Source organism: Pseudomonas sp. KH_040, assembly GCF_057839305.1.
The window spans coordinates 4,170,316-4,195,140 of the sequence record NZ_CM174487.1; the positions used below are offsets into that span (position 1 = coordinate 4,170,316).

The window sequence follows — 24,825 nt, forward strand, 5'->3', positions numbered from 1 at the left end:
ACTACGCTTGAGACAATGGCGAGTGCGTTTTCTGGTGATCGGCCAGCGCCGTGCGCATGTCGACGAATATCCCGCTCTTGATCCCATAGGCATCGGGCGCGTCAATCACCGCCAGCATGTCCTTCGCGCGTTGCGCAGGTGACACCATGTAACCGGGCGCCAGGGCTCGTTGCTGCAGCGACTTGAGGTCGGCGAAGTCGGCGGTGCGCTGGCTGAAGCTCACCTGCCGGGACAGACCGGTATCAACGTTGCACAGACCGAGCACCGCGAAGAAGACCTGCGGATTTTCCTCGGCGTAAACACCGCCCAATGCCGCCAGCGCGGCTTTCGACAGGCTGTATGGCAGCGTGCCCGCGCGAAAGCGCACGCCCGCCATCGAGGCTGACAGCACGCATGTCGTCGGGCGCCGGGAAGACGACAGCACGAGGTCAAGCATGGCTTTATTGGCCAGCACGTTGACGTTGAGCACATGCTGCAGCTCATCCAGCGAGAATTCCGCACCACGCCCGGGGACGTTGCCGCTGACCCCGGCATTCAGGAAAACCCTGTCGACGCCCTGTTCCAGAACGCTGGCAAAGTTGTCCTCGAACAGCTCGTCCATCGCGCTCGGCCGGGACAGATCGAACGACCGAAAATGGAAGTCCGGATAGTCCATCAGGCCATAGGGCTGACGACGCGAAGTGCCGAAAACCGTATGCCCGTTTTGCAAATGAAGCAGCGCCAGCGCCTCGCCGATGCCGCTGCTCACGCCCGTGATAAACACCCGCTGGCTGGCCTTCTCGCGAGATTCTGCAGTCGGGTTACGCGTTACGGTGTGCATCAGAATTTACCGGCCGAAAAACCGCCATCGACCGGCATCACCGTACCGGTGACAAACGACGATGCGTCACTCAGCAGCCAGAGGATTGCGGCGGAAATCTCGCCGGGGTTAGCGAAGCGCTTCATCGCCGTCACTTGCAGCTTGTGCCGGGTGGACTCCGGGTTGGCTTTCAGGCGCTCTTCCGAGTTCATGCCGCCCAATGTCGGCCCGGGGCATACGGCGTTGACGCGAATCGAATGCCGCTCAGGCAGGGCTTCTTCAGCGCATTCAATCGCGCAGACCTGGGTCAGCATGTTCAGCGCAGCCTTGCTGGTGGAATAGGCGCTTTGTTTGGCAACCCCCAGCAAACCGGCGCAAGACGAGACGTTCACGATCGAGCCACCCGCATGCTTCGAGATCAGGTTGGTTTCGTGCTTGAGCAACAGCAGCGGGCCCAGCAGATTGATTTCCAGTACGCGCTTCCAGTCAGCGAAATCCATGTCGCGGATCGGCGCGTGTTTTGAGGTGACGCCGGCATTGTTGACGGCCAGATCGAGTCGACCGTGCCTGTCGTTGATGAGGCGGAACAGCTCGATCACCGAGGCTTCGTCGGTGACGTCGCTGCGGATGAACGTGCAGTTTTCGCCGAGACGACTTTGCGCGGTCAGGCCATCGTCTTCATTGCGGCCGGTGATGTAACAGATGCAGCCGGCTTCGATCAGCTTCTGGCTGACATCAAAGCCGATCCCACGTGTGCCCCCGACAACGAGAGCGATCTTGGCGGTGAAGTTCATTTCAGGTTTTCCTCATAGTGCTGTTGGAGTTGTTCTGGCCGGCGGTAGGCAGGATTGACGCAGCAATACACGCGCTCGGCCATGGGCTCTTTTTTGTCGCGGAAACAAAACGCATCGCCTCGGCAGCGGTTGAGCTGATCGGCTCGCCCCGCCAGTTGCTTGGCGACGAAGTCGTTGTCGGCGAGCATGGCGCGGCCGAACCCGACGAAATCGGCATCGCCACTGGCGATGATTTCATCGGCTTGCGCCACGTCCGCGACCGAACCGGTAAAGCCCAGCGGAATCCGCACGAAACGCTTCAGATAGCGGCAGCCTTCCCGCGACATGGCCAAGGCCTGTCCGGTATTTTTGAAAAAGAAACGGAAGGTCTCGCTGATGCCCAGCGAACAGGTAATCGCTGCGACCCCACTGGCCTCCAGCGCGGCGACGACATCACCCAACAGCGCGGCGTGCTGCCCTTCTGCACCGAGGCCGTCATCCATGCCCAGGCGCACAGTGACCGCGACCTTGTGATCGGTGGCCTGACGGATCCCGTCGACAATCGAAAGCAACAGCCTGGCGCGCTTGAGAGGCGTGCCGCCCCAGTCATCCATGCGCCGGTTGGTCTTTGGCGAAAGGAAACTGCTGATCAAATAGCCGTTGGATGCCTGTAGCTGGATCAACGTGGCACCGGCCTGTTGCGCATAGCGGGCGGCGACGCAGAACTGTTCGATGCAGCGCTGGATCTGTGCCTCGGTCATCGCCACCGCCCGTGCCTCGGGGTACGCGCTGAGGATGCTCGGCGACGCGATGGCGCTGGGGGTCAGAATGATTCCCTGCTTCGACGGCAGTGACTGCGGCCCGTAATGCTGCAGTTGCACGCCCAACGGGAAACCACGCGCCCGCGCCGCTTCAAACAGCGGCCGCAGGGCCTGCGCGTGGGCCGCCGAAGTCAGACGCAGACCACGGCTGTTGTAGCGTGCATCGGCGTCGACGCTGGCATTGCCGAGAAAGCCAAAACCGGCACCGCCGTCCATCAAAGCTTGATAGACCGAGAAAAACGCCGGTTGCGGGAAGCCGTGTTCGTCACACAGATCCATGCCGAGCGAGGAAAAATACAGTCGATTCTTCGCCACTGCCTGCGTGCCGAAATGCAGCGTTTGGGTGGCCGCCTGGAAAGTCGGGGTTGCCACGATCATTGCTGCAAGGCCGCAAGGGCCGGCTCATCGAGGTGGACAAAGCCGCGCTTGATCATGTCGCTGATCACTTGCAAGCCGTTGAAATCTACCTCGGCGAATTCCCACGATGAATGCTCACCCTGCCCGACGCGGCGGATGCCGGCGGTAAAACTCAATTTGCCTTCATAGACGATGTGCAGAGTGACCGGCTCGGATATATCCGCCGTTGTCGTCACGCAACCGCTCTTGCCCAGGCCCAATAGCTGCACTTCAACTTTGCGCCCCTGCGCGTCGCTGACCGTGCAGGCCAGCTTCAACGGTTGCAGCGGTGCAAACCAGTCGTTGCAGTAGATGAAGATATTGCGGGTCTTTTCGAACAGCGGCATGTCGATCACGGTGGCTTTGGTGTCGACGGTAGCGAACAGGGTCTGGCGTTGATAGAACGCAACGCGCAGATGGATTTTCTTCGGCGACGTGGCATCGCTCGGGGTCATGTTGTCGACCACCAGTTCGATCGGATACATCAGATCTGCGTAAGCGAAAAAACTCGCGTTCAGCTCATTGACGCTGACGGTGACGGCACCGCGCGCATGATCGGTGTGGTGATACAGATGGTGATAAACCGCTTGCCGCGCCGCCTCGATGAACATCGTCCCCGGCACATGTTCGTGCGCCTTGCGATAGAAGAAATAATTGTCGGCGTTATTGATGAAGCGGAACGAACTGGCGCGGCGAATCGCCGGGATCGATTCGCACAGCGCGGCCACGCTGGTTTCCAGGCTGTCGCTGCGGATTCCAGCTGCCTCAAGCTGTGCGGCGACGATCTGATAAGGCAGCGCCCTCAGCCGATTCCATTCATCATCGGCACGAACTTCTTCCATCCGGTTCTTTTTCTGCAGCGCTGGCGCAATCTCGAAGCGGCGTGGCAGGTTGGCGCCTGCAGCGTAATTGCGTACCAACGGGTTATGCCCGTTGGCCTCGACCAGTGTGTCGTTCACATACAGCGGCAGCGCGTCTCTGGGGGCACCAATCAAAACGTCGTCAGCCGAACCTTTGTGCAGGAGGTCGGGCGCAATGCTGTCGTTATTCATCGTTATCAGCTCATCTCGGTAGTTGTTGTATTTGTTGTTCTGCGGGGCTGGCGTAGCCTTCGGTCAAGAGGCTTCCATCACGTCGCGCTCTTCTTCGCTCAGTTGCCTGGCGATGACGGTGGATGGCTGCCATGACTCGACACCGTGAATGACCGGCTTGTCCGCCAGAATCTGTTCGATGAGTTCTTTCTCGCGCAGTCGCGCCGCCGCAATCGAGCGCTGCTTGACGTGGCCGTAGCCGCGAATCGAATCCGGCAGATTTGCCCAGGCGACGAACGCCGACAGATTCTCCGAGTTCAATTTCGGTAACAGGCGTTGCAGGGTTTGCTCGTAGTCATTGAGCAAGCGACGCTCTTCGCGGCGTTCGGCAGAGAAGCCCAGCGGATCGAACCGGGTGTTGCGCAACACCCGGCCCTTGGCCAGGACCTTCAGCAACGGCAGGATCCAGCCGGAAAACGCGATCTTTTTCGGCTCGCCGGTGCTCTTCTGGTTCTTGCGCAGCAGCGGCAAGGCAAAGTGAAATTTCAAGCGAACGCCGCCGTCGAAGCGGGCCTTCAGCGAGTCGGTGAAACTGCGCGTGGTGAGCAGCCGTGCAACCTCGTACTCGTCCTTGTAAGCCATCAGCTTGAAGAGGTTGCGTGCCACTGCCTGGGTCAGCGCGCTGTCATTACCGGCCGCCGGTAGCGCTCGCAGTTGCTCGATGACCTTGCGGTAACGCGCCGCATACGCTGCATTCTGGTAGCTGGTGAGGAATTCGCTGTGATGGTTGATCAGTTGTTCGAGGCTTTCGTGGCGACCGCGCATGTCGCTGATGTCGCGGATCGCAATCGTCGACACGGCATCCATGGGTTGCTCCAGGTAAGGCGCGACATAAGCCGAATCCTGCGCCCACAATCGGCCCCAGGCGAAAGCCAAATGGTTGGTCGCGGCGCTGCCGGCCAGATCAATGGCTTTTTTCAGCGCCGGCAGCGACACCGGTATCGTGCCCTTCTGCCACGCGTAACCGAGCAACAGCATGTTGGCTTGCATCGGGCTGACCAGGCTGTTCGCCAACTCACCAGCATCCAGGCTGTGGAAGTGTTCGGCACCAACCTTTTGCTGCAGAAACGTTTGAATCGCGTCGGTTTCTATACCCAGTCCGGTATTGCGCAACATTGCGCCAGTCTGGGTCAGAGCACTGTTGGCGATGACCACGGTTTTGTCCGGTCGCAGCGTAGCCAGCGCATCGTCTTCACTGGCCACCACCAGATCGGCCGCGAGCAGCAGGTCGGCACCGCCGATGTCGATGCGGTGCTGGTGCAACGCATCGGCGTCGCCAGCCAGACGTATGTGGCTCAACACGGCGCCGCCCTTTTGCGCGAAACCGGTAAAGTCGAGCACGCTGACCGCACGTCCGTCGAGGTGGGCGGCCATGGCAATCGCCCGCGCCACGGTCACCACACCGGTACCGCCAACACCCGCCAGGAGCATTTCATACGGCAGGTCGAGCGCACGCGCGACTGGCGGCAGCGCCAGCGCTTCGGCCCGCGCCAGCACCTGGGCGCTGTCGGCGAGTTTGCGCGGTCGTTGCCGCAGCTTGCCGGTCACCGTCACAAAGCTTGGGCAGAAGCCCTTGATGCACGACAGATCGGTGTTGCACGAGTGCGGATCGATGCGGCGCTTGGCACCGAACGAGGTTTGCACCGGGATCACCGACAGGCAGTTGGATTTGACCTGGCAGTCGCCGCAACCTTCACAGACCGCTTCGTTGATGACCACTTCAGTCTTCACCAGCGAGGCCGGCAATTGCTTCTTGCGTCGACGACCTTCGACGGCGCAGACCTGATCGAAAATCAGCACGCTGACGCCACGAGTCTCGCGCAGTTGCAACTGCACTTCTTCGAGCTTTTCACGGTGAAAGACTTCGATGCCCTGAGGCAGACTGTCATGCGCCTGGTACCGCTGCAGGTCGTCCGCCACCACCACGATTCGCTGCGCGCCTTCGGCCTTGAGCAGTTCAACGGCTTTCTTCACCGTGAGTTTGCCGTCGATCGGCTGGCCGCCGGTCATGGCCACCGCGTCGTTGTAGAGCAGCTTGTAGGTGATGGTCGCGCCGGCCGCGATGGCCTGTCGCACCGCGAGGAATCCGGAGTGAAAAAAGGTCCCGTCGCCGATGTTCTGGAAGATGTGCGGGGTCTGTACGAACGGTGCCTGGCCCAGCCAGTCGACCCCTTCTCCACCCATCTGCACGCTGCCGGTGGTCGAGCGTTCAGGCATGCGCGCGGCCATGGCATGGCAACCGATGCCGAGCCGCGCTTCACTGCCCTTGGGCACCTGAGTGGAGGTGTTGTGCGGGCATCCGGAACACAGATAAGGCGTGCGCCGGATCCACTCTTCAACTCGCGAGACGCTGGGCAGGCACCAGAAATCCGGGAGACTCAGGTCAATGCCCATGCTTTGCAGACGCTGCTTGAGCAGTACGGCGATGCGCGACGGACGCAGCTCTTCGTGATCCGAGATCAGTGGTTGGCCGTGTTCGTCGGTCTTGCCGATGATCACCGCACGCTGGTCATGCGCAGCGTTGTAGTACTTCTGTTTGAGCTGCTCTTCGACAATCGCTTGCTTCTCTTCGATGATCAGCACATTGCCGGCGCGTCGGGTCCAGGCGTCCAGCACAGGCGACAGCGGATAGACCAGGTTGATCTTGAGCAGCGCGACGCCGGCGTTTTCCAGTTGCTCAAGGGAGATACCACATTGCTGCAAGGCCTGGCGCACGTCGCCATACGCCTTGCCCACCGCACCGATGACCAGCGTCGGCCGGGCGGGCGCGGTGACCGCGGTATCGATCGGGTTCGCCAAGGCAAAGGCCCGGGCGGCGTCGAACTTGAACGCGGTCCGGCGCTCGATCTGCATGCCCGGCAGGTCCGGCCAGCGCCAATGCAGCCCGTCTGGTCCCGGATTGATCTCGGGGGTGACGAATTCGGGTAGCGGGATCGATTCAACGGAGGCAGTTGCCTCGACGGTTTCGGTGATGGCCTTGAAGCCCACCCACAATCCTGAAGTGCGTGACAGCGCCCACCCCCACAGACCGCAGCGTTCGTAATCATCAAGGCCTGCCGGATGAATCACCGGCAAACCCCAGGCGATCAGCGTGCGGTCGGATTGATGCGACATCGATGACGACACGCAACCGTGATCGTCACCAGTGACTACCAGAACCCCACCGTTGGGCGACGAGCCATAGGAACTGCCGTGCTTGATCGCGTCACCGGAGCGGTCGACCCCGGGCCCCTTGCCGTACCACATGCCGAACACGCCGTCATACAGACGCTGCGGATCAGTTTCGACGCGCTGCGTGCCGATCAGGGCCGTGGCTGCCAGATCTTCATTGATCGCGGGCAGAAAACGGATGTTCGCACTCTCCAGAACAGCCTTGGCCTTGACCAGCTCGCGGTCGACACCACCCAGCGGTGACCCCCGGTAGCCACTAACGAACCCCGCCGTGCGAATGCCGTTGGATCGATCCAGTTCAGCCTGGGACAGCAGCAACCTCACCAACGCCTGCTGGCCACTCAAAAAGACCCGTTCGTTGGGCAGTGCGTGTTCCCGGCAGTAGATCGAGCGACTGTCATACCGCTCGATACGCGACAATGGCGCCTGAGTCTCATCAGTCGCGAGTTTGTCCGGTTGCAGCCGTTGGCGTTCTGAATCAATGGAATCCAAGTACACAGTTTCAAATCCTTATGAAAACTTCACATTAAATGTGCTTAATTGCGCACTACAGCAGAGGTTGCATCAAAACACTTGATCACTACTCGACGAATTCACGAGGTATAAGCACTTGAATAGCGCGCGCAAAAAAACGCACTCGCACGGCTCCGCGATTTATAGAGAACCGATCGAGTTTTTTTGTACTTTCGTTATAAACGCGGCACGAAATCCAAGTACAAAACTTCAAATCCTTATGAAATCTTTACTTTGAAAGTTGTATTTATCTCGATAGCGAGTACAACTTCAGACTGCACTGAAGTCGTCGTCAAGAGCCGTTCAAAAACGCGTCACCTGCGGCTTGGGAAGCCAACAGACCGCAAAGGGGTTTTCGATTTTTCAGGAAGATGAACTCGTCTGAACCCGCGGCTTCCCGGGGCTCCATCGAGTGACTGCCATGAATTTGGCGACGCCATAATGACGCCAGGATTTCAGTCGACGCATGATCTTGCGCCACGCTGCGACCGATATGGGGAATGAGGTGAAATCGCAGAGATTCCGATCCAATGGAGTCCAGATACAAAGTTTCAATTCCTTGTGAAAACTTCTCGCGACCATCCTGGTCGCTTTATTACAGCCGTTATATACAGCCAGCATCTCGGGTGAAAAATAGTAGATTCGGAGCCTTCAGCTTGTCAATCGCTGTAACAAACATTTAATCAGAAACTGACCATTACGAACTATCCAGTTCACGTAACTGCTTGGCGTAATACTGGCATTGCGAGCTTCGCATTATCGACCACCCGCGCACTCGCCGATCAAGACTGAATGGATCTTCCAATTAAAAACTTCGCCCAACGCCAGCGATTATCGAGTTATCGCGCAATGGCTCGGCAATATCACGCGCATTACATCAAGTCCAAAGTATTGCTTTTCATAACCAGATAATTGGCGAAGCGTCTTTGGCCGGAAAACAATTCCACGGCGCCTGACACTCTTCAACGCAAGACCTCGCGCGCCCATCAAAAGACATTAACCGCAAATCGCCCCCCCGAAAGTGCCAGTGGTGTGACAGGAACTCAGCCCTTATCCTTGTCACCCCCGCCGTACCGTTGTCAGGAGTAACCCCCCCATGCCCCATGAAGGCAATCTGTTGCAAGCCGCCGTCGTCTTTCTGTTCGCGGCCGTGCTCACCGTGCCTTTGGCCAAACGTCTGCAATTGGGTGCCGTGCTCGGTTATCTGTTTGCCGGGGTGATCATCGGCCCGTCGGTGCTCGGCCTGATCGGCAATCCGCAAAGCGTCGCGCATATTTCCGAACTCGGTGTGGTGTTGCTGCTGTTCATCATTGGCCTTGAGCTGTCGCCGCGACGCTTGTGGGTGATGCGCAAATCAGTGTTCGGCGTCGGCCTGGCGCAAGTGCTGCTGACCGCTTCGGTGATCGGCGTGCTGGCGTTGTCGGTGTTTGGCCAACCGCTAAACAGTGCGATTGTGCTTGGCCTCGGTCTGGCGCTCTCATCCACGGCATTCGGTCTGCAAAGTCTGGCCGAACGCAAGGAACTGACCAGCCCCCACGGGCGGCTGGCGTTTGCGATTCTGCTGTTCCAGGACATCGCCGCGATCCCGTTGATTGCGCTGGTGCCGATGCTGGCCGGTGGTGCGCACGACACCAGCAACGCCGAGAGTCTGAATCACGCACTGCAAGTGCTCGGCGGTATCGCGGTGGTCGTGGTCGGTGGGCGTTATCTGCTGCGTCCGGTGTTCCGCGTGGTGGCGAAAACCGGTTTGCCGGAAGTGTCGACGGCCACGGCGTTGCTGGTGGTGATCGGTACGGCGTGGTTGATGGATCTGGTCGGTGTGTCGATGGCGCTGGGGGCGTTTCTTGCCGGTTTGCTGTTGGCGGATTCGGAATATCGCCATGAACTGGAAGCGCAGATCGAGCCGTTCAAAGGGTTGCTGCTCGGGCTGTTTTTCATCAGTGTCGGCATGGGCGCCAACTTGAGTTTGCTACTCAGCGCGCCGATCACCGTGTTGGGGCTGACGCTGCTGTTGATCGGTTTGAAGTTACCGCTGCTGTTCGTCGTCGGGCGCCTGGCCGGTGGCTTGAACAAGGTCAGTGCGATTCGCCTTGGCATCGTGCTGGCAGCCGGTGGTGAGTTCGCTTTTGTGGTGTTCAAGATTGGTCGTGATCAGGGTCTGTTCGAACCACGCCTGTATGACTTGCTGGTGCTGACCATCACCCTGTCGATGGCGGTAACACCGTTGTTGCTGTTGATTTGCGCGCGGCTGGTCAGCCCGAAAGTGCAGCCGGTGGAAGTGCCGGAAAAATACCGTGAAATCGACACTGACACCCCGCGTGTAGTGATCGCCGGCATGGGCCGGATGGGTCAGATCGTGGCGCGGATTCTGCGTGCGCAGAACATCAAGTTCGTCGCGCTGGACACCTCGGTGGAAACCATTGAACTGTCGCGCAGCTTTGGCGGTGTGCCGGTGTTCTACGGCGACCCGATGCGCCCGGAAATCCTCAATGCGGCCAAGGTCGGCGAGGCGGAATATTTCGTGATTGCCACGGACGACCCGGACACCAACATCAAGACCGCCGAGGTGGTGCGCAAGCTGTATCCGCACATGAAGATCATCGCTCGGGCACGTAACCGTCAGCATGTGCACCGTTTGGTCGATGTCGGCGCGGAGGCGATTCGTGAGACCTATTATTCGAGTCTGGAAATGAGCCGGCGGACCTTGGTCGGACTCGGTTTGACCCAGGCCCAGGCCGATGCGCGGATCAAGCGCTTCAAGCATCACGACGAACAGGTGCTGGAGGCGCAGCACGCGATCTACGACGACGCCGCCAAAGTCCTGCAAACCGCCCAGGAAGCCCGGGCGGAACTGGCGCGGTTGTTTGAATCCGACCAGCTCGAAGAAGAATCCCGCAAATCCTGAGCCACACCCGATTGCTCCCACGCTCCGCGTGGGAATACAGCCCGGGACGCTCTGCGTTCCAATTCGCAAGCTGGAACGCGGAGCGTCCCTTGAGGCATTCCCACGCGGAGCGTGGGAATGATCATCTTGCCAAGGTCAGACCAGTTCCAGTTCCAGCTCCTGTTTGACCGGCGCGACTTCAAACCGATCCGCCAGAAACGGTGTGATATCCAGCGGCAGCGGTTCATCGTTGACCAGTTTGTCCAGCAGCACGCCGGTAATCGCCGAGGTCAGAATCCCGGTGCGGAAATGCCCGCAGGCATTCAGATAACCCTCCACCCCGCGCATCGGCCCGAGAATCGGCAACTCATCCGGCGAACCCGGGCGCAACCCCGCCCACGTACGCTTGAGGTTGACGTCTTTCAGCTCCGGCAGACACCGCACTGCGCCCTGCACCAGCCCGGCGATTTCCGGGTAGGTGGTGGTGACGTCGAAGCCTTTGTCTTCAGTGGTGCTGCCGATCAGGATCTCGCCGTTGTCCTTTTGCGCCACGTAGCAGTCGCTGGTGGTCAGGCAGCCGTTGAGGATTTTCGGCATGCGCTCGGTGAGCAGAATCTGGCCTTTCACCGGTTTCACCGGGATGCGAATCCCCGTCGCCCATTCGCTCAGATCCGCCGCCCAGGCACCGCCGGCGTTGATCAGCGTCTTGCAGTGGAATACGCCCTCCTCAGCCGTCTGCACACCGGTGACGCGGCTACCGTGGTGCAACACGCCGGTGACGTTGGTGTTGACGAAAATGTCGACGCCGTTCTGCCGCGCGCCTTCCATGTAGGCATCGGCGAGGCGGAACGGGCTGACCTGGTGATCGCAGAGAAATTCCAGTGCCCCGCGTGCTTCATGGCTGACGCTCGGTTCAGCCTCGCGCAGCGCCGCCTGATCAAGCCAGCGCACCTGGTCGGCCAGGTGCGGAATGCAGCCGACGATGTGCTCGGCGTAGAGCCGGTCTTCGTCGTCGTAGATGACGAATTTCAGCCCGGTCTTTTCGAACTTGAAATCCATCCCGTGATTGTCTTTCAGCTCACGGTGCAGCGCCGGGTACAACGCGTTGGACTGCAAGGCAAAATCGAAAAACGACTCCGGCAGAATGTGCGGCGTGCTCGCGTCCACGGCGACCGCCGCGCCCTGGGTTTCGCGTTTGCGGTTGGCCGACATCATGCGGAAGAAAATCACCCCGCAACCGAGGCCGACCGACTCACCGATCGCCCACAAACCGCCGGCCGAGGCACGGGTCGCGTTGCCCGGGCGCTTGGCGTCGATCAGTGCGACCTTGAGGTTTTTGCGCTTGGACAGTTGATAGGCGCAGGACGCCCCGATCACGCCGCCACCGGCAATGATCACGTCATAGAACTTACTCATGGGCAGCGGCCTCCGTGCCGACAGACTGGAACGCGGAAAAAGGAATCGGATCGATCGGGAAACGCGGGCGCAGCCAACCGACATCCTTGCGGCCGGTCGCTTGACGCAGGCGATCGCTGCAGTAGCCGACGCACATCCGTCCCTGACAATCGCCCATGCTCACGCGGGTGCGCATTTTCAGGCTGGCGATGTCTTGCACGCCCTGCTCCAGCGCCAGGTCGATGTCAGCGCGGGTCGCGTGTTCGCAACGGCAGATCACCGTGTCGGCGGCAGGCAATGCGGTCTGGCCAACGCCGCGTTCGGTGTAGCGATCCACGGCAGCGCGGAAACGCACGATGGCTTTGAGCTTGCTCAGGTAACGGTCACGACGAACCCGCGCCAGCTCTTCTTCAAGCACGCCGCGTTGCAGCAGAATCGAGGTCGCCGCGATCTTGCCGGCGAGCATTGCCGCTTCACCACCGCGAATCCCGCCCATGTCGCCGGCCAGATGCACGTGAGGTTCGTTGCTTTGCTGCCAGACGTTGGCGTTGGCGCGCAGATAACCGTCGTCGCTGAAGCCATGATCCAGGCCCATCTGCTGACTCAGTTGGGTGCGCGGAATAAAGCCGTAACCGACCGCGAGGGTCTTGGCCTCGAAACGCTCGACGCGGCTCATGTCCGGCTCCCAAGTCGCCGAGTACGGCGCGACGCTGACGCTTTTCAGTTCGTCTTCGCCGTGGGCTTCGACCACGCCCCAGCCGTAGTTCATCGGGATACCGTGCAGTTTCAGGTAGGCGAGCATGCTCAAGCCATCGAGGAACAGTTGTGGCTTGTTCAGCAGCGCCAGACTTTCACGGGCAATCTTGCCGAACGCGCAGGCTTCATACACGCCCGCGACGCTGACGCCCGAAGCGTGCAACTGCGTCGCCACCAGCGGCAGCAACGGCCCGGTGCCGGCGATGATCACCGGCCCTTGCGGCTTGACCACGCCGCTTTTGATTTGCAGTTGCAGGCCGCCAAGCATGATCACCCCCGGCAAGGTCCAGCCGGGAAACGGCACGCTGCGTTCGTGGCAACCGGCGGCCAGGAGCAATTGTGGATACTCGATTTCGTGCAGTTGCTCGTCGCCATCCAGCACCACTAGCGCGCGGGTGCCTTCGGCGCCGACCACGCGATGGTTGAGGCGCACGTCGATCAGCCCGGCCTGTTCCTGAAAATCACCGTGCAGTTTGCCCAATGCTTCGGAATAACGCGGGCCGAGATAATCCAGTTGCACGCCATCACGCAGCGGCCCGCGATAAACCACGCCGCCAAGCCGCGATGCTTCTTCAAGCAAGGTGCAGCGCACACCGTGGCGCGCCAGTTCGATGGCCGCTGCCATCCCCGCCGGGCCACCGCCGACGATTACCGGTTGCAGGTTCATACGACCTCCTGCGCAGTGATGCGGTTGACCTGGGTTTCGATCTGCATGCCGTCGCGCACGACGGTCTGACAGGCACGGCGTTTGTGCCGGCCATTGATTTTCACCAGGCAGCACTGGCACACGCCCATGCCGCAGTAGGCGCCGGTGATCTGGTCGTGATCATTACGGGCAATCTGGCGAACGCCGAGGGACTGGATAACGCTGAGGACGGTTTCACCAATGGCGGCGGTGACCGCTTGGCCGTTGATGTGGACGGTCATATCCGCCTGCGCCAACGGCTGGATATCGAAAGTTCTTTCTTGGCAGTGCATTGCGATGTTCATCCGTGAAAGTTCGGTTGAGGTGGTGTCAGCTCCTTGCTGCACTACACCGGGTCGACGCGTTTATTGTTGCTGTGATTGGGGCGTCGACACGGGTACTCCGTCAGCGCAACAAGGTGCGCGTGAAGCACTGTAGTTCATACCTCAGCAAAGGCCTGGATCATTTACGTTAGGCGATCTCGCCCGGCGAAATATTGATCCAGGCCAGTGAAAGCGGCTGGATTGTCCAACGATCAATTGGAGAAGACGTACTGCCCTTTGATCTTCCTTGTACCGACCAAAGCGAGGTCCGGAAACAGCAGCGATTTGACCCAGGCGGCGTAGAACACCATGGCCAGAATGAACGCCACGCCGAGCAGAGTCGACACGGGTTCTTCACTGAAGCCGTAGAATTCACGAGGAATCTGGCTGATCGTGAAGGTGACATAGATTGTGTAAATCACCGCGATGCCCTTGTAAAAGCCCCACGCAAACAAGAGCGGAATCACGCCAATAATCAAGACCATGGTCAATGCCATAGCGATGCCACCGTCATTGATTTGAAGCAGCCCGGCTATCGCCCCGAGAAGTCCCCAGATACCCATCAGTGCGACCAGAATGTTGACTTTAACGGCGTGTCGTTTTCTCAGGGCGGGATCCGGATGCGCCCCGATCCAGCCCGCCAGCACTCGATCCTTGACCTTGCCACCCGAAAACGCCTTGAAGGTTTCGGCCCTGGAATGCCCGCTATCGAGCATTTCGACGACTTTTCGTTTGATTGCTTGCTTGTTCAACGTATTCATCCTTAAACGTGCGCGCAACGGCCGCCCCGTTGCCGACGCGGATTTTCCCCTTGTTGCCCGTCAGAAAGCAAAAAGCCGCTTCCACCCGAAGGTGGAAACGGCCGAGGCATGGGCCTCAATGGAGCAATCAGTGCACGAACAGGGCGATCAGGATGATGATCGGGATCGGTACGCCGAGGAAAAACAGCAGTAATGAGCGCATGGTCATGCTCCTTGTTTAACGGACTGGAGTGGTCGTGGTGTAGGTGTCGACTTCTACGTACTCAACGGCATCCCGACGACGACCGCCGTAAGTAGCCGCGAGGCTGGCGAAGAACGCACCGGCCAACAGCGAGATGAACATCCACAGCGAGGTCCAGGCAGCGACTTTCGCAGCGGTGTCGGCGGCTTGTTGAGCTTTCAGTTTGGCGTCGGCCAGGGCTTTCTGAGTGCGGGCGTAGATTTCATCGACGCGGCGCTCGGCATCGGCCTGAGTCAGGTTGGTCCGCTGGGCGACCAGTTGCGCCAAGTAGGTACGGTCTTCGGCACTCAGCTGACCGTTGGCCAGGCTTTGTGCAAAGATCCGCGCCACGGCGCCATGCGCTGCGTCATCGCTGACCGAGGCTGGACGGTCATCGCGGAACAGGCTGTCGATGTAGTAACCGTACTGGTTGCTGTCGGTGTTGGCCGCCGCAGAACCGGCCGCTTGGGTCATGGCGCTGGCAGCACCGCCAGCGACACTGGCACCGGCCTGCACACCACCACTGATCACGCTGCTGACCGAGCCGACCACCAGCACCGCGGTGACCAACGTCGCCACACACCAGGCAAGGAAGCCGTGCGCGGTGTCACGGAAATACACTTCGTCACCGTGCATGTTCGCCCACTTCACCCGCAGGCGACCGGCGATGTAGCCACCCATGCCGGAAGCGATGATTTGCGTCGCCGCCAGCCAGACGATTGTCGAAATGCCCAGGCCCTTGGCGCTGACGCCCTCTCCGGCCCACGGTGAAACGGCAGAGAAACCCAAACCAAACCCGAGCAGGACTAAAATCATCGACAGTGCAGCGGCAGCCGCAGCACCGGCGAAAATCGCGCCCCAGGACACGCCCGAAACGCTGCTCGACTCTTCAACGGCGGGATAAAACCCATCAGGGGATCTATTCATTGTTGTTCTGCTCCAGGCATGAAAAATGGTGTTACAACTCGTCAGCAGATGAATTGCAGTGACCGTGCCAGTCGCGAGAAATAAATAAATCTTTTAATTTCAATCAGTTAGAAAGAATGAACTTCCTCGGACCATGCAAATTGCAACAAGGGCCGAATAACAGCGGGTTTTATGCATTGGCACAAATGCCAGTTATTTACGTTTGTAGCTTTTGTTGCCGCTAGGCGTCAGGCAATACACCCCGCCACGTGGGCCAGTACAAAACGAACCCGTGCCGCAGGCGCAACCATCATCACTTTGCAGGAGGTTTTGTGGACGGGCCTGCTGGGGCTCGCCAAACATCGCCGCGCAGCTTTTCTTCGAGCCGCTGATGGAACCGTCATTGCACAGGAACAGGTCGCCATCGCAGCGAGCGATCCCGCCTTTTTTGCCGGAACACGGCGTATTGGCCGCCCATGCCGAAGCGCTGAACAGCACCAGCAACAGACCGGTAATTGGCATCCAGCCACGGCGAATGGAAATACGCACGGGACAACTCCTGTAGAGAATTATGGCCAGATGATATCAACGTTCCGGCAAATTAATCCCCAAAGCGCGCAAATGACAGCTACAACATGAAAGTTAATTTAAAGCGTCGCCGGAATTTCTTGGCAAAATGCTGCCATTCCGTTTGAACCGATCAGCAGGCCTGCCTATGACTCGTATCTTGACCATCGAAGACGACGCCGTGACCGCCCGGGAAATCGTCGCCGAACTGAGCAGCCACGGGCTGGAAGTCGACTGGGTCGACAATGGCCGCGAAGGCCTCGACCGCGCCGTGAGCGGCAACTACGACCTGATCACCCTCGACCGCATGTTGCCCGAACTCGATGGCCTGGCCATCGTCACTACCCTGCGCACCATGGGCGTGGCCACGCCGATTCTGATGATCAGCGCGCTCTCCGATGTCGACGAGCGCGTACGCGGCTTGCGCGCTGGCGGCGATGACTACCTGACAAAACCGTTCGCCACCGATGAAATGGCCGCGCGGGTTGAAGTGTTGCTGCGTCGGCAGAACAGCGGCGCCACTCAGGCCACGACGCTGCAGGTCGCCGACCTCGAACTCGACTTGATCAGCCACGAAGCGCGACGTGCCGAACAGGTGCTGACGCTGCTGCCGACCGAATACAAATTGCTCGAATTCCTCATGCGCAACAGTGGCCAGATCCTCTCGCGCATGATGATTTTCGAAGAGGTCTGGGGTTATCACTTCGACCCTGGTACCAACCTGATCGACGTGCACATCGGCCGTCTGCGCAAGAAGATCGACGCCGCCGGCCATGTGCCGCTGATCCGCACCGTACGGGGCTCGGGTTATGTCATTGCCGAACCCGTCTGACGGCTGGCGTTCCTCCAGCAGCCGCTTGCTGGCGCTGTACAGTTCGCTGTTCGTGGCCTGGAGCGCGATCCTTATGGGGGTCATGTATTACGAGGTCTCCGGCTACCTCGACAACCTCGCCAAGCATTCGCTGATGCAACGCCAGCACCTGTTTTCGCACTTTCGCGGCGAACAGCTGGAAGACGCCCTCGCCGCCAGCATGACCTTCGACATTCGTGGCATCGACGCTTATGGCCTGTTCGATGCCAACGGCGTTTACCTCGGCGGTGCGCTCCAGCAGATCCCCGAAGGCCTGCCGCTGGACGGCAAGATCCACATGCTTGCCGAATGCGCCGACTCCGACGACCCGACCCTGCCCAATGACAGCTGCGACGCGGTGGCCACGCAAACCCGCGACGGCCGCTGGCTGGTGCTGCTGCGCGACAACGGCTCGCTGTTCGCCGTCACGCGGATCATTTTGCATGCGTTGTTCTGGGGCGTATCGCTGACGATTCTGCCTGGAATCGCCGGTTGGCATTTGCTCCGGCGTCGGCCACTGCGGCGGATCAGAGCCATTCAGGACAGCGCCCAGGCGATCGTGGCCGGCGACCTGACCCATCGCCTGCCACTGTCCAATCGCCGCGATGAACTGGACATGCTCGCGGCCATCGTCAACGCCATGCTGGAGCGCATCGAGCGTTTGATGAATGAAGTCAAAGGCGTCTGCGACAACATCGCCCATGATTTGCGCACCCCGCTGACGCGCCTGCGCGCGCAGTTGTATCGCATGCAGCAGCAGGCCGGCGAAGGCTCGCAGGAAGCAGCGCAACTGGATCTGGTGCTGGCCGAAGCCGACACGCTGATGGCGCGGTTTCGCGGCTTGCTGCGGATTTCCGAACTGGAAGATCGCCAGCGCCGCTCAGGTTTTGTCGAACTCGACCCGGTGCAGTTGCTGGAAGAACTGCATGAGTTTTATCTGCCGCTGGCTGAGGAAGGCGAGCTGCGTTTCGAGCTGAACATGCCGGAGACGTTGCCGCCGCTCAATGGCGATCGGGCGTTGCTGTTCGAGGCGCTGGCGAATCTGCTCAGCAACTCGATCAAGTTCACCCCGCCGGGCGGTACGGTGATGCTGCGCGGGGTGAACGCAGGTGGGCAGACGCGCATTGAAGTGCATGACTCGGGACCGGGAATTCCCGAGGCTGAGCGTGAGGCGGTGTTCCAGCGTTTCTATCGCGCCGAGGGTGGGCAACCGCAGGGTGGCTTTGGCTTGGGGCTGTCGATTGTGGCGGCGATTGTCAGCTTGCATGGCTTCAGTCTTGAAGTCGGCAGCAGCGATCTGGGCGGGGCGAAACTGCTGCTCGATTGCCGGCAGAGCCTGATCGAGAATTCCTGATCCCTGACATGATCGTTCCCACGCTCTGCGTGGGAACGATCATCAACTCAGGCTGGGTAATTGGCTCGCAGTGCCTCGAGGCCACCCTGATAGATACCGCTGAACAGCGCCACCACCTCCTCATCGCTCACGCCTTTGGCGTTGAAACGCCCCGACCACGTCACCCGTGCGCCCTGCCCCTGTGCTTCAACCTTGATCGTCGCCAGATAGTCAGTCGCCGGGAACGGTGCCTGTTCAATCGAATAGCTGTAAGTCTTCGCCGCGTTATCGAACACTTGCAGACGCTCGACCACCACAGCGCCGTCAGCGGTCTGCAAGGTGCGCACGCGGCCGCCATCGCTCAGTTCACTGTTGGGTATAAAGGGCAGCCAATCGGGCAGCGTGTTAAAGCCGCCGATCAATTGCCAGACCTGATCGGCCGAAGCCGGAATATCGATGGTTGCAGATGCTGTTGGCATAAATAAACGTCTCTCCAGAATTCAGATAGTCAGGCTGTCGACCACGCCGCCATCGACGCGCAAAGCGGCGCCAGTGGTGGCCGACGACAGCGGCGAAGCAATGTAGGTCACCAGATGCGCGACCTCTTCGACATCCGCTACGCGCTGGATGATCGAGGTCGGGCGGGCCTTGCGTACAAAGGCGTCGGCTTCATCGCGCAGGTTACGCCCGGATTCGGCAGCGGCATCCTTGAGCATGTCTTCGAGGCCATCGGTGAAGGTCGGCCCCGGCAGGATCGCATTGACCGTCACCCCGGTGCCAGCCAGACGTTTGGCCAGACCGTGCGACACCGCCAGATTGGCGCTTTTGGTCACGCCGTAATTGATCATGTCGGCCGGTGTGGCGACGCCGGATTCCGAGGACAGGAAAATCACCCGGCCCCAGCCCTGCTCGACCATCGCCGGCACGTAATGCCGAGACAGGCGCACGCCGGAAATCACGTTGACCTCATAGAAGCGCGTCCACTCGCTGTCCGGCGCTTCGAAGAAATCCACGGCGTCGAAGATGCCGAGATTGTTCACCAGAATGTCGGCACGCGGTTCGGCGGCGAACAGTTTCTGCGCGCCTTCGGCGGTGCCCAGATCGGCCGTCAAACCACGCAGTTGCGCGCCCGGCACCTTCTCGCGAATGCTCGCCAGCGCTTGCTCGACCTTGCCGGTATCGCGACCGATCACCACTACCGTGGCGCCGGATTCGGCCAGCGACTGGCTGATGCCCAGACCAATGCCGGCGGTGCTGCCGCTGACGATGGCCAGTTTTCCACTCAGATCAATCTTCATGCTTTCACCTCATCGATTGGCAATGGTGCACGTTCGGAAACCAGTTTGGCGTCGCGCATCGCCTGCCAGAAACCGGCAGGAATAACGGCTGACAATGCGCCGACATCCTCAGCGATACGACCGGGTTTGCTAGCGCCGGGAATCACTGCAGCGACCGCCGGATTGGCCAGCGAAAACTGCAGCGCAGCGGCTTTGATATCGACGTTGTAAGCGGCGGCGATGCGCTTGATCTGCTCGACCTTGGCGATGACCTCAGGGCTGGCCTGCTGGTATTCGAAGTGCGAGCCACCGGCCAGAATGCCCGAGCTGTAAGGGCCACCGACAACGATTTCAACGTTCTGCGCCAGCGCCGAATCCATCAAGCGTTGCAACGGGCGCTCGTGATCCAGCAGCGTGTAGCGGCCGGCCAACAGGAAGCCATCCGGCTGCGCTTCGCTGAGGTCGAGGGTCAGTTCGCACGGCTCGACTTTGTTCACGCCCAGGCCCCAGCCTTTGATCACGCCTTCTTCGCGCAAGCGGGTAAGGACTTTGAACGCGCCGGTGCGGGCCTGATTGAAGTATTCCAGCCATTGATCACCGTAGAAGTCCTGCGCGATGTCGTGCACCCAGACAATGTCGAGGCGATCGGTTTGCAGGCGTTTGAGGCTGTCTTCGATCGAACGCATAGTCGCGTCGGCGCTGTAGTCATTGACGATCTTGTTCGGACGACCGTGTTCGAATACCCCGCTCTTCTCGCCGAGATCGCGGGCGGCGGCGTCTTCGACTTCATCGAGGATGACCCGACCGACCTTGCTGCTCAGCACGTAGTCGTCACGTTTGTATTGCTTCAGCGCTTCGCCGAGGCGGATCTCCGACAGACCGGAGCCGTAGAACGGCGCGGTGTCGAAATAACGCACGCCGGCATCCCACGCGGCATGCACGGTGGCTTGCGCTTCGTCTTCGGGGATGGCGCGGAACATGTTGCCCAGTGGCGCGGTGCCGAAGCCCAGTTGGCCGGGCAGTTTGTCTTTCAAGCTCATGGGTTTTTCCTCAATAGGTTCTGGGTCTGTGTGACCGTTGAGCAGATCCTAGATTGCGACACCGAGACCGTCCAAGACATAATGCGCAGCACTTGAGTCCCTAAAGGTCTGACATGATCGACATCCGCCAATTGCGCTACTTCGTTGTCGTCGCCGAGGAAGAACACGTCGGTCGCGCCGCCGAACGGCTGCATATTTCCCAGTCGCCACTGAGCCGGCAGATCGCCCAGCTCGAAGAACGCCTGGGTCTGACGCTGTTCGAGCGCAGCCAGCAACGTATTCGCCTGACTCGCGACGGCCAGACTTTTCTTGCCGAAACCCGCGCCCTGCTCACCCACGCCAATCGCCTCGAGTCCCTCGGCAAACGCCTCGGTCGCGGTGAAGAAGGCGGTTTGTGCATCGGCTATATCGAAAACGCCATGCACGCCGGCGTCCTGCCCAATGCCTTGCGCGTGTTGCGTGCGGATCGTCCCAACGTCCATGTCGCGCTGTACAACCTCAGCTCCGCCGAGCAATTGGAAGGCTTGCGACAGCGTAGTCTCGATATCGCCTTGGTGAGTGAGCCGCCGACCGATGACGACCCTGATCTGTTGGGCTTTCAGGTGCTGGATGATCCGATGCTGCTGGCGTTGCCGGAACACCATCCATTGGCGCAACAAGCGGCGTTGAGTCCCGATGATCTGGCTGATCAGGAATGGATCGGCGTGCAGCCGCGTCAGGATGCCAATGATGAGTTCGTCAGCGCCTGCATCCGCGCCGGCTTCACCCCGGATGTGCGCATGCAGGCGACCGAACCGTTTACCGCGCTGGGGTTGGTGGCGTCGGGGTTGGGGATTGCGATGATTCAGAAGGGTTTGAGCCATAACGCGCCACCGGGCGTGGTGTTGCGCGAGCTGCCGTGGCTGACCTTGACCACGCCATTGTGGGCGGCGTGGCACCGGATCAATTTGCGGCCGCTGGTCGAGACTTTCAGGAAAGTCCTGACTGACGACAAGATATCCGCTGACTGACAGGCTCGCTCCCACAGGTTTTGCGGTGGATCTACACTCAACGGATACGCCCCAGCCGTGAGTTGACCATGAAAATGTCCGCACAAATGACCGTCGTCGCGGTACTCGCCACCCTCGCTTATCTGGGTCTGGCCGTGTGGGGCATTGGCGGTGTGGCGATGTTCTTTTCCCATGGCTCGCTGGTGATCGTCGCACTGGCGACGGTGGCCATGGTGATCGCCTCACTGTTCAGCGAGGTCAACCTCAGCTCCGGTGAGCGTGAAGATCGCGCCAATCGCTGGGTGATTCCGGCGTTTGGGGTGATCGGACTGGTCAGTGGTTTCTTGCCGGCCTACTGCGACCGGGTGAACTTCTGGACGGTGGGCGGCGAAGGCGTGCGCTGGCTCGGCACTTTGCTGTTCATCATCGGCGGCGCGCTGCGATTGTGGCCGGTGTTTGTGCTGGGGCGGCGGTTTAGTGGATTGGTGGCGATACAGCCGGGGCACCGGTTGGTCACCGATGGCATTTACCAACGGCTGCGCAATCCGAGTTATCTGGGGTTGGTGATCAATGCCGTGGGCTGGGCGCTGGCGTTTCGCTCGGTGGTCGGCTTGATGCTGGCGGCGCTGACGTTGATTCCGCTGATTGCCCGAATTCATTCGGAGGAGGCCCTGCTGCGTGCGCAGTTTGGGGCGGAGTACGACGCTTACTGTGCGCGGAGTTGGCGTTTGGTGCCGGGGGTTTACTGACCACAGGGCAACACTTAACTCTGTGGGAGCTGGCTTGCCAGCGATAGCGGTAGTTCAGTCAAATTTATAGTGACTGACAGGGCCTCATCGCTGGCAAGCCAGCTCCCACAGGGACTGTGTTGTGTCAGTTTTTTTGCAGGTGAAGTTTGCCGTCGTTGTCGACCTTGACCTGCACCGCAGCATAACTGGCCAACGTCGCATGGGCCGTTTCCAGCGGATGCTGATGCGTCGTAGTGATGATCATCAGCGGTGCACCGGCCGCTTCGGCAGCCTGAATACCGACGGTGGCGTCTTCAAAGATCAGGCAATCATGCGGCTCCAGGCCCAGTCGTTTGGCCGCCAGTAAATAGCCGGCCGGGTCGGGCTTACCCGCCTTCACATCTTCAGCGGTGATCATCACCGCAGGCTCTGGAATCCCCGCCGCCGCCATGCGCCGCAACGCCAGATCCCGTGGCGCCGAGGTCACCATCGCCCAGCGATCTTTGGGCAGGCTGTTGAGAAACTTCGCCGCGCCGGGAATCTCGACAATGCCTTCAACGTCTCCGATTTCCGCCTCGGTAATGAACGCCGCTTGGGCATCAGCATCCACCCCCGGCAGGTTCAGACGGGTGATGGTATCGATGGCGCGCACGCCATGAATGGTCGGCAAAAAGGTCTCCACATCGACGCCATGGCGCACGGCCCAGGCTGACCAGATTCGCTCAGCGGCGGCAATGGAGTTGAGGACAGTGCCGTCCATGTCGAACAGAAACGCGCCGAACGCGCGATCGAATACAGCATCGTGAGCAGACAAAGGTTCGCATCCTCTGGCAAAAGACCGGGCGGGCAATGTAGCACTTGCCCGGCCGATTCACCCAGCGTGTCAGTGCAGGCGCGGTGCCTTGGATTTGAAGGCGCTGTCGACGCAGTCGAGCAACTGCCCAATGGCCCACGGCTTTTTGATGAACGCCACCGGATGCTTGACCCCGGAGGTCTCGGGCGTTTCATAACCGGACATGACCATCACCGGTTTGTCCGGCCAGCGGTCGCCGACCAGGTTGGCCAGATCCGCGCCATTAAGGGTGCCGGGCATGGTGATGTCAGTCAGCAGCAACGCCACGTTCGGGGCGTTTTGCTCAAGGTAAAGTGATGCGGCGTCGGCACTGGTCTGCGGCTCGACCTTGAAACCTTCCTCCTGAAGAATTTCGCAGAGAAACTCCAGAATCAACGGATCGTCCTCAACCACCAGAATCAATCCGTCAGGAAGGTGCGCGCTCGCCGTCGGTGTTGGGCACATGGAACTGCACTCCCTGAATTGCATTAACGATTTAGCGGCTTGAATCCGCTGCTTATCTGGTATGAGCAGCGGGCTCTGCAGAAATTCATTTTTGATACAGGTCTTTTGCGAAAGGCGGTTTTTGCCCCTCAGCGGCAATCGTTCGCGACGGCGTATTTGTGGTTAAAATGCCGGCCCTTTTGCTTGCCGATCCTGACCGATGAACCCTGAAGCCCTCGCTACTCTCCACGCCCATCTGCTGCCGGCCCTCGCGGCCGCACCGAGCGAAACCCGTCGCCTGTTCCACGGGCGCGGTCGCTGCTGGGCCGGGCTGGAGCAGTTGACCGTGGACTGGCTGCAAGGCGTGGTGCTGGTGTCGCTGTTCAAGGAGCCGGCACCTGAGCAACTGGACAATCTCAAGGCGTTGCTGCTGGAACTCACCGGTTCCGCCGAATGGAAACAGTCTGGCGCCCACACGTTGCTGATCCAGCATCGCTACTTGCCGCAGAGCACCGCCGAATGGCTGCTGGGTGAGGAGATCGACGAAATGAGCATCGTCGAGGGTGGTTTGCAGTACCGCGTCGACCTGGGACGCAAACAGAACGCCGGGCTGTTTCTCGACATGCGCTACGGGCGCAACTGGGTGCGCGAACAGGCCAACGGCAAACGCGTGTTGAACCTGTTTGCCTACACCTGCGGTTTTTCCGTGGCCGCCATCGAGGGTGGTGCCAGCCATGTGGTCAATCTGGACATGTCCCGCGCAGCTCTGAGCCGTGGCCGTGACAATCATCGCTTGAACGGCCATGACCTGAGCAAAGTCAGTTTCCTCGGCCACGACCTGTTCAAGTCCTGGGGCAAGGTGATCAACAGCGGCCCGTATGATCTGGTGATCATCGACCCGCCGTCATTCCAGAAAGGCAGTTTCCTGCTGACCAAGGATTACCAGCGCGTGCTGCGTCGTTTGCCGGAATTGCTCACCGCGCAGGGCACGGTGCTGGCGTGCATGAATGACCCGGCGTTCGGTTCTGACTTTCTGATTGAGGGCGTGACGCAGGAAGCGCCGAGTCTGCGTTTTGTAGAGCGGCTACAGAATCCGCCGGAGTTTCCGGACATTGATCCTGAAAGCGGACTCAAGGCTTTGGTCTTCCAGCGCACCCCCTGACACCCCGCCATCGCGCAAACACCACGGCCCCCTGTGGGAGCTGGCTTGCCAGCGATGAGGACGGCGCAGTCGACATCTTCATCGCCCGACATACCGCCATCGCTGGCAA

General features: G+C 60.1%; 23 protein-coding genes. 7 read left to right on the forward strand and 16 right to left on the reverse strand.

Annotation, left to right across the window (positions count from 1 at the left end; translation table 11 throughout):
* Position 1: 1 nt before the first annotated feature.
* From AC3IUF_RS18485 to AC3IUF_RS18505, 5 genes are all read right to left on the reverse strand, one after another.
* Entirely contained in the window at positions 2–820 is an 819-nt protein-coding gene (locus AC3IUF_RS18485; RefSeq protein ID WP_007950199.1) for an SDR family oxidoreductase, read from the reverse strand.
* Positions 820–1,593, reverse strand: coding sequence for an SDR family NAD(P)-dependent oxidoreductase (locus AC3IUF_RS18490; protein WP_007915024.1), 774 nt, complete (start codon positions 1,591–1,593; stop codon positions 820–822). The genes AC3IUF_RS18485 and AC3IUF_RS18490 overlap by 1 nt, the downstream gene beginning before the upstream one ends.
* Positions 1,590–2,771, reverse strand: coding sequence for an oxidoreductase (locus tag AC3IUF_RS18495; RefSeq protein ID WP_489278926.1), 1,182 nt, complete (start codon positions 2,769–2,771; stop codon positions 1,590–1,592). The genes AC3IUF_RS18490 and AC3IUF_RS18495 overlap by 4 nt, the downstream gene beginning before the upstream one ends.
* The gene (locus tag AC3IUF_RS18500) at positions 2,768–3,841 is read right to left on the reverse strand and encodes an AfsA-related hotdog domain-containing protein (protein WP_489278927.1); all 1,074 of its coding nucleotides are present in this window, start codon (positions 3,839–3,841) and stop codon (positions 2,768–2,770) included. The genes AC3IUF_RS18495 and AC3IUF_RS18500 overlap by 4 nt, the downstream gene beginning before the upstream one ends.
* Positions 3,842–3,904: 63 nt before the next feature.
* Positions 3,905–7,549, reverse strand: a complete 3,645-nt coding sequence (locus AC3IUF_RS18505) for an indolepyruvate ferredoxin oxidoreductase family protein (RefSeq protein ID WP_489278929.1) — start codon at positions 7,547–7,549, stop codon at positions 3,905–3,907.
* A 1,111-nt stretch (positions 7,550–8,660) separates the two neighbouring features.
* Here AC3IUF_RS18505 and AC3IUF_RS18510 point away from each other — a divergent pair.
* Positions 8,661–10,469, forward strand: coding sequence for a monovalent cation:proton antiporter-2 (CPA2) family protein (locus tag AC3IUF_RS18510; RefSeq protein ID WP_316916696.1), 1,809 nt, complete (start codon positions 8,661–8,663; stop codon positions 10,467–10,469).
* A gap of 135 nt (positions 10,470–10,604) precedes the next feature.
* Here AC3IUF_RS18510 and hcnC read toward each other — a convergent pair whose 3' ends face one another.
* The 4 genes from hcnC to AC3IUF_RS18530 all read right to left on the reverse strand — a co-directional run bounded on the left by hcnC (position 10,605) and on the right by AC3IUF_RS18530 (position 14,359).
* Positions 10,605–11,864, reverse strand: a complete 1,260-nt coding sequence (gene hcnC / locus AC3IUF_RS18515; protein WP_401043058.1) for a cyanide-forming glycine dehydrogenase subunit HcnC — start codon at positions 11,862–11,864, stop codon at positions 10,605–10,607.
* On the reverse strand, positions 11,857–13,266 hold the full coding sequence (gene hcnB / locus AC3IUF_RS18520; RefSeq protein ID WP_489278930.1) for a cyanide-forming glycine dehydrogenase subunit HcnB: 1,410 nt from the start codon (positions 13,264–13,266) through the stop codon (positions 11,857–11,859). Before hcnB ends, hcnC begins: the two co-directional genes overlap by 8 nt.
* The gene (gene hcnA, locus AC3IUF_RS18525) at positions 13,263–13,577 is read right to left on the reverse strand and encodes a cyanide-forming glycine dehydrogenase subunit HcnA (RefSeq protein ID WP_042704901.1); all 315 of its coding nucleotides are present in this window, start codon (positions 13,575–13,577) and stop codon (positions 13,263–13,265) included. The genes hcnB and hcnA overlap by 4 nt, the downstream gene beginning before the upstream one ends.
* 242 nt (positions 13,578–13,819) lie before the next feature.
* Positions 13,820–14,359: a hypothetical protein gene (locus tag AC3IUF_RS18530; protein ID WP_007915001.1), complete on the reverse strand. Its 540-nt coding sequence runs from the start codon at positions 14,357–14,359 to the stop codon at positions 13,820–13,822.
* Between AC3IUF_RS18530 and AC3IUF_RS18535 the strand changes: the two genes are divergently transcribed.
* Positions 14,352–14,561: a hypothetical protein gene (locus tag AC3IUF_RS18535; RefSeq protein ID WP_141231768.1), complete on the forward strand. Its 210-nt coding sequence runs from the start codon at positions 14,352–14,354 to the stop codon at positions 14,559–14,561. The genes AC3IUF_RS18530 and AC3IUF_RS18535 overlap by 8 nt on opposite strands.
* Before the next feature lie 24 nt (positions 14,562–14,585).
* Here AC3IUF_RS18535 and AC3IUF_RS18540 read toward each other — a convergent pair whose 3' ends face one another.
* Complete coding sequence (locus AC3IUF_RS18540; protein WP_007914999.1) at positions 14,586–15,515, reverse strand: membrane protein; 930 nt, start codon at positions 15,513–15,515, stop codon at positions 14,586–14,588.
* A gap of 192 nt (positions 15,516–15,707) precedes the next feature.
* Positions 15,708–16,016 (reverse strand): YdcA family protein, encoded by a 309-nt coding sequence (locus AC3IUF_RS18545; RefSeq protein WP_042704902.1) that lies wholly within the window; start codon positions 16,014–16,016, stop codon positions 15,708–15,710.
* Between the two features lie 193 nt (positions 16,017–16,209).
* Between AC3IUF_RS18545 and AC3IUF_RS18550 the strand changes: the two genes are divergently transcribed.
* Both AC3IUF_RS18550 and AC3IUF_RS18555 read left to right on the forward strand, forming a co-directional pair.
* The gene (locus AC3IUF_RS18550; RefSeq protein ID WP_007914996.1) at positions 16,210–16,893 is read left to right on the forward strand and encodes a response regulator transcription factor; all 684 of its coding nucleotides are present in this window, start codon (positions 16,210–16,212) and stop codon (positions 16,891–16,893) included.
* Entirely contained in the window at positions 16,871–18,265 is a 1,395-nt protein-coding gene (locus AC3IUF_RS18555; protein ID WP_007914995.1) for a sensor histidine kinase, read from the forward strand. The genes AC3IUF_RS18550 and AC3IUF_RS18555 overlap by 23 nt, the downstream gene beginning before the upstream one ends.
* A 47-nt stretch (positions 18,266–18,312) precedes the next feature.
* On the opposite strand, the gene AC3IUF_RS18560 is transcribed toward AC3IUF_RS18555, so the two are convergent.
* Genes AC3IUF_RS18560 through AC3IUF_RS18570 form a run of 3 tightly spaced genes read right to left on the reverse strand, consistent with a single transcriptional unit; the run spans position 18,313 to position 20,561 of the window.
* Positions 18,313–18,723, reverse strand: a complete 411-nt coding sequence (locus AC3IUF_RS18560; RefSeq protein ID WP_150793666.1) for an SRPBCC family protein — start codon at positions 18,721–18,723, stop codon at positions 18,313–18,315.
* A 21-nt stretch (positions 18,724–18,744) separates the two neighbouring features.
* Positions 18,745–19,542 carry an SDR family NAD(P)-dependent oxidoreductase gene (locus AC3IUF_RS18565; RefSeq protein ID WP_007914992.1) on the reverse strand — a complete coding sequence of 266 codons (798 nt, stop codon included), beginning with the start codon at positions 19,540–19,542 and terminating at the stop codon, positions 18,745–18,747.
* Entirely contained in the window at positions 19,539–20,561 is a 1,023-nt protein-coding gene (locus tag AC3IUF_RS18570; protein ID WP_095113645.1) for an aldo/keto reductase, read from the reverse strand. The genes AC3IUF_RS18565 and AC3IUF_RS18570 overlap by 4 nt, the downstream gene beginning before the upstream one ends.
* Before the next feature lie 113 nt (positions 20,562–20,674).
* Here AC3IUF_RS18570 and AC3IUF_RS18575 point away from each other — a divergent pair, with 113 nt between their 5' ends.
* Together AC3IUF_RS18575 and AC3IUF_RS18580 are read left to right on the forward strand one after the other, a co-directional pair.
* Positions 20,675–21,571 (forward strand): LysR substrate-binding domain-containing protein, encoded by an 897-nt coding sequence (locus AC3IUF_RS18575; protein ID WP_007914988.1) that lies wholly within the window; start codon positions 20,675–20,677, stop codon positions 21,569–21,571.
* 68 nt (positions 21,572–21,639) lie between these two features.
* Positions 21,640–22,299: a methyltransferase family protein gene (locus AC3IUF_RS18580; RefSeq protein WP_447786086.1), complete on the forward strand. Its 660-nt coding sequence runs from the start codon at positions 21,640–21,642 to the stop codon at positions 22,297–22,299.
* A 124-nt stretch (positions 22,300–22,423) separates the two neighbouring features.
* Here the strand turns inward: AC3IUF_RS18580 and AC3IUF_RS18585 are convergent, their stop codons facing one another.
* Together AC3IUF_RS18585 and AC3IUF_RS18590 are read right to left on the reverse strand one after the other, a co-directional pair.
* Positions 22,424–23,092, reverse strand: a complete 669-nt coding sequence (locus tag AC3IUF_RS18585; protein WP_007914986.1) for an HAD family hydrolase — start codon at positions 23,090–23,092, stop codon at positions 22,424–22,426.
* 69 nt (positions 23,093–23,161) lie between these two features.
* Positions 23,162–23,575, reverse strand: a complete 414-nt coding sequence (locus AC3IUF_RS18590; protein WP_095113649.1) for a response regulator — start codon at positions 23,573–23,575, stop codon at positions 23,162–23,164.
* A gap of 199 nt (positions 23,576–23,774) precedes the next feature.
* Here AC3IUF_RS18590 and AC3IUF_RS18595 point away from each other — a divergent pair, with 199 nt between their 5' ends.
* Positions 23,775–24,716 (forward strand): class I SAM-dependent methyltransferase, encoded by a 942-nt coding sequence (locus AC3IUF_RS18595; protein ID WP_489278932.1) that lies wholly within the window; start codon positions 23,775–23,777, stop codon positions 24,714–24,716.
* Positions 24,717–24,825 lie beyond the last annotated feature (109 nt).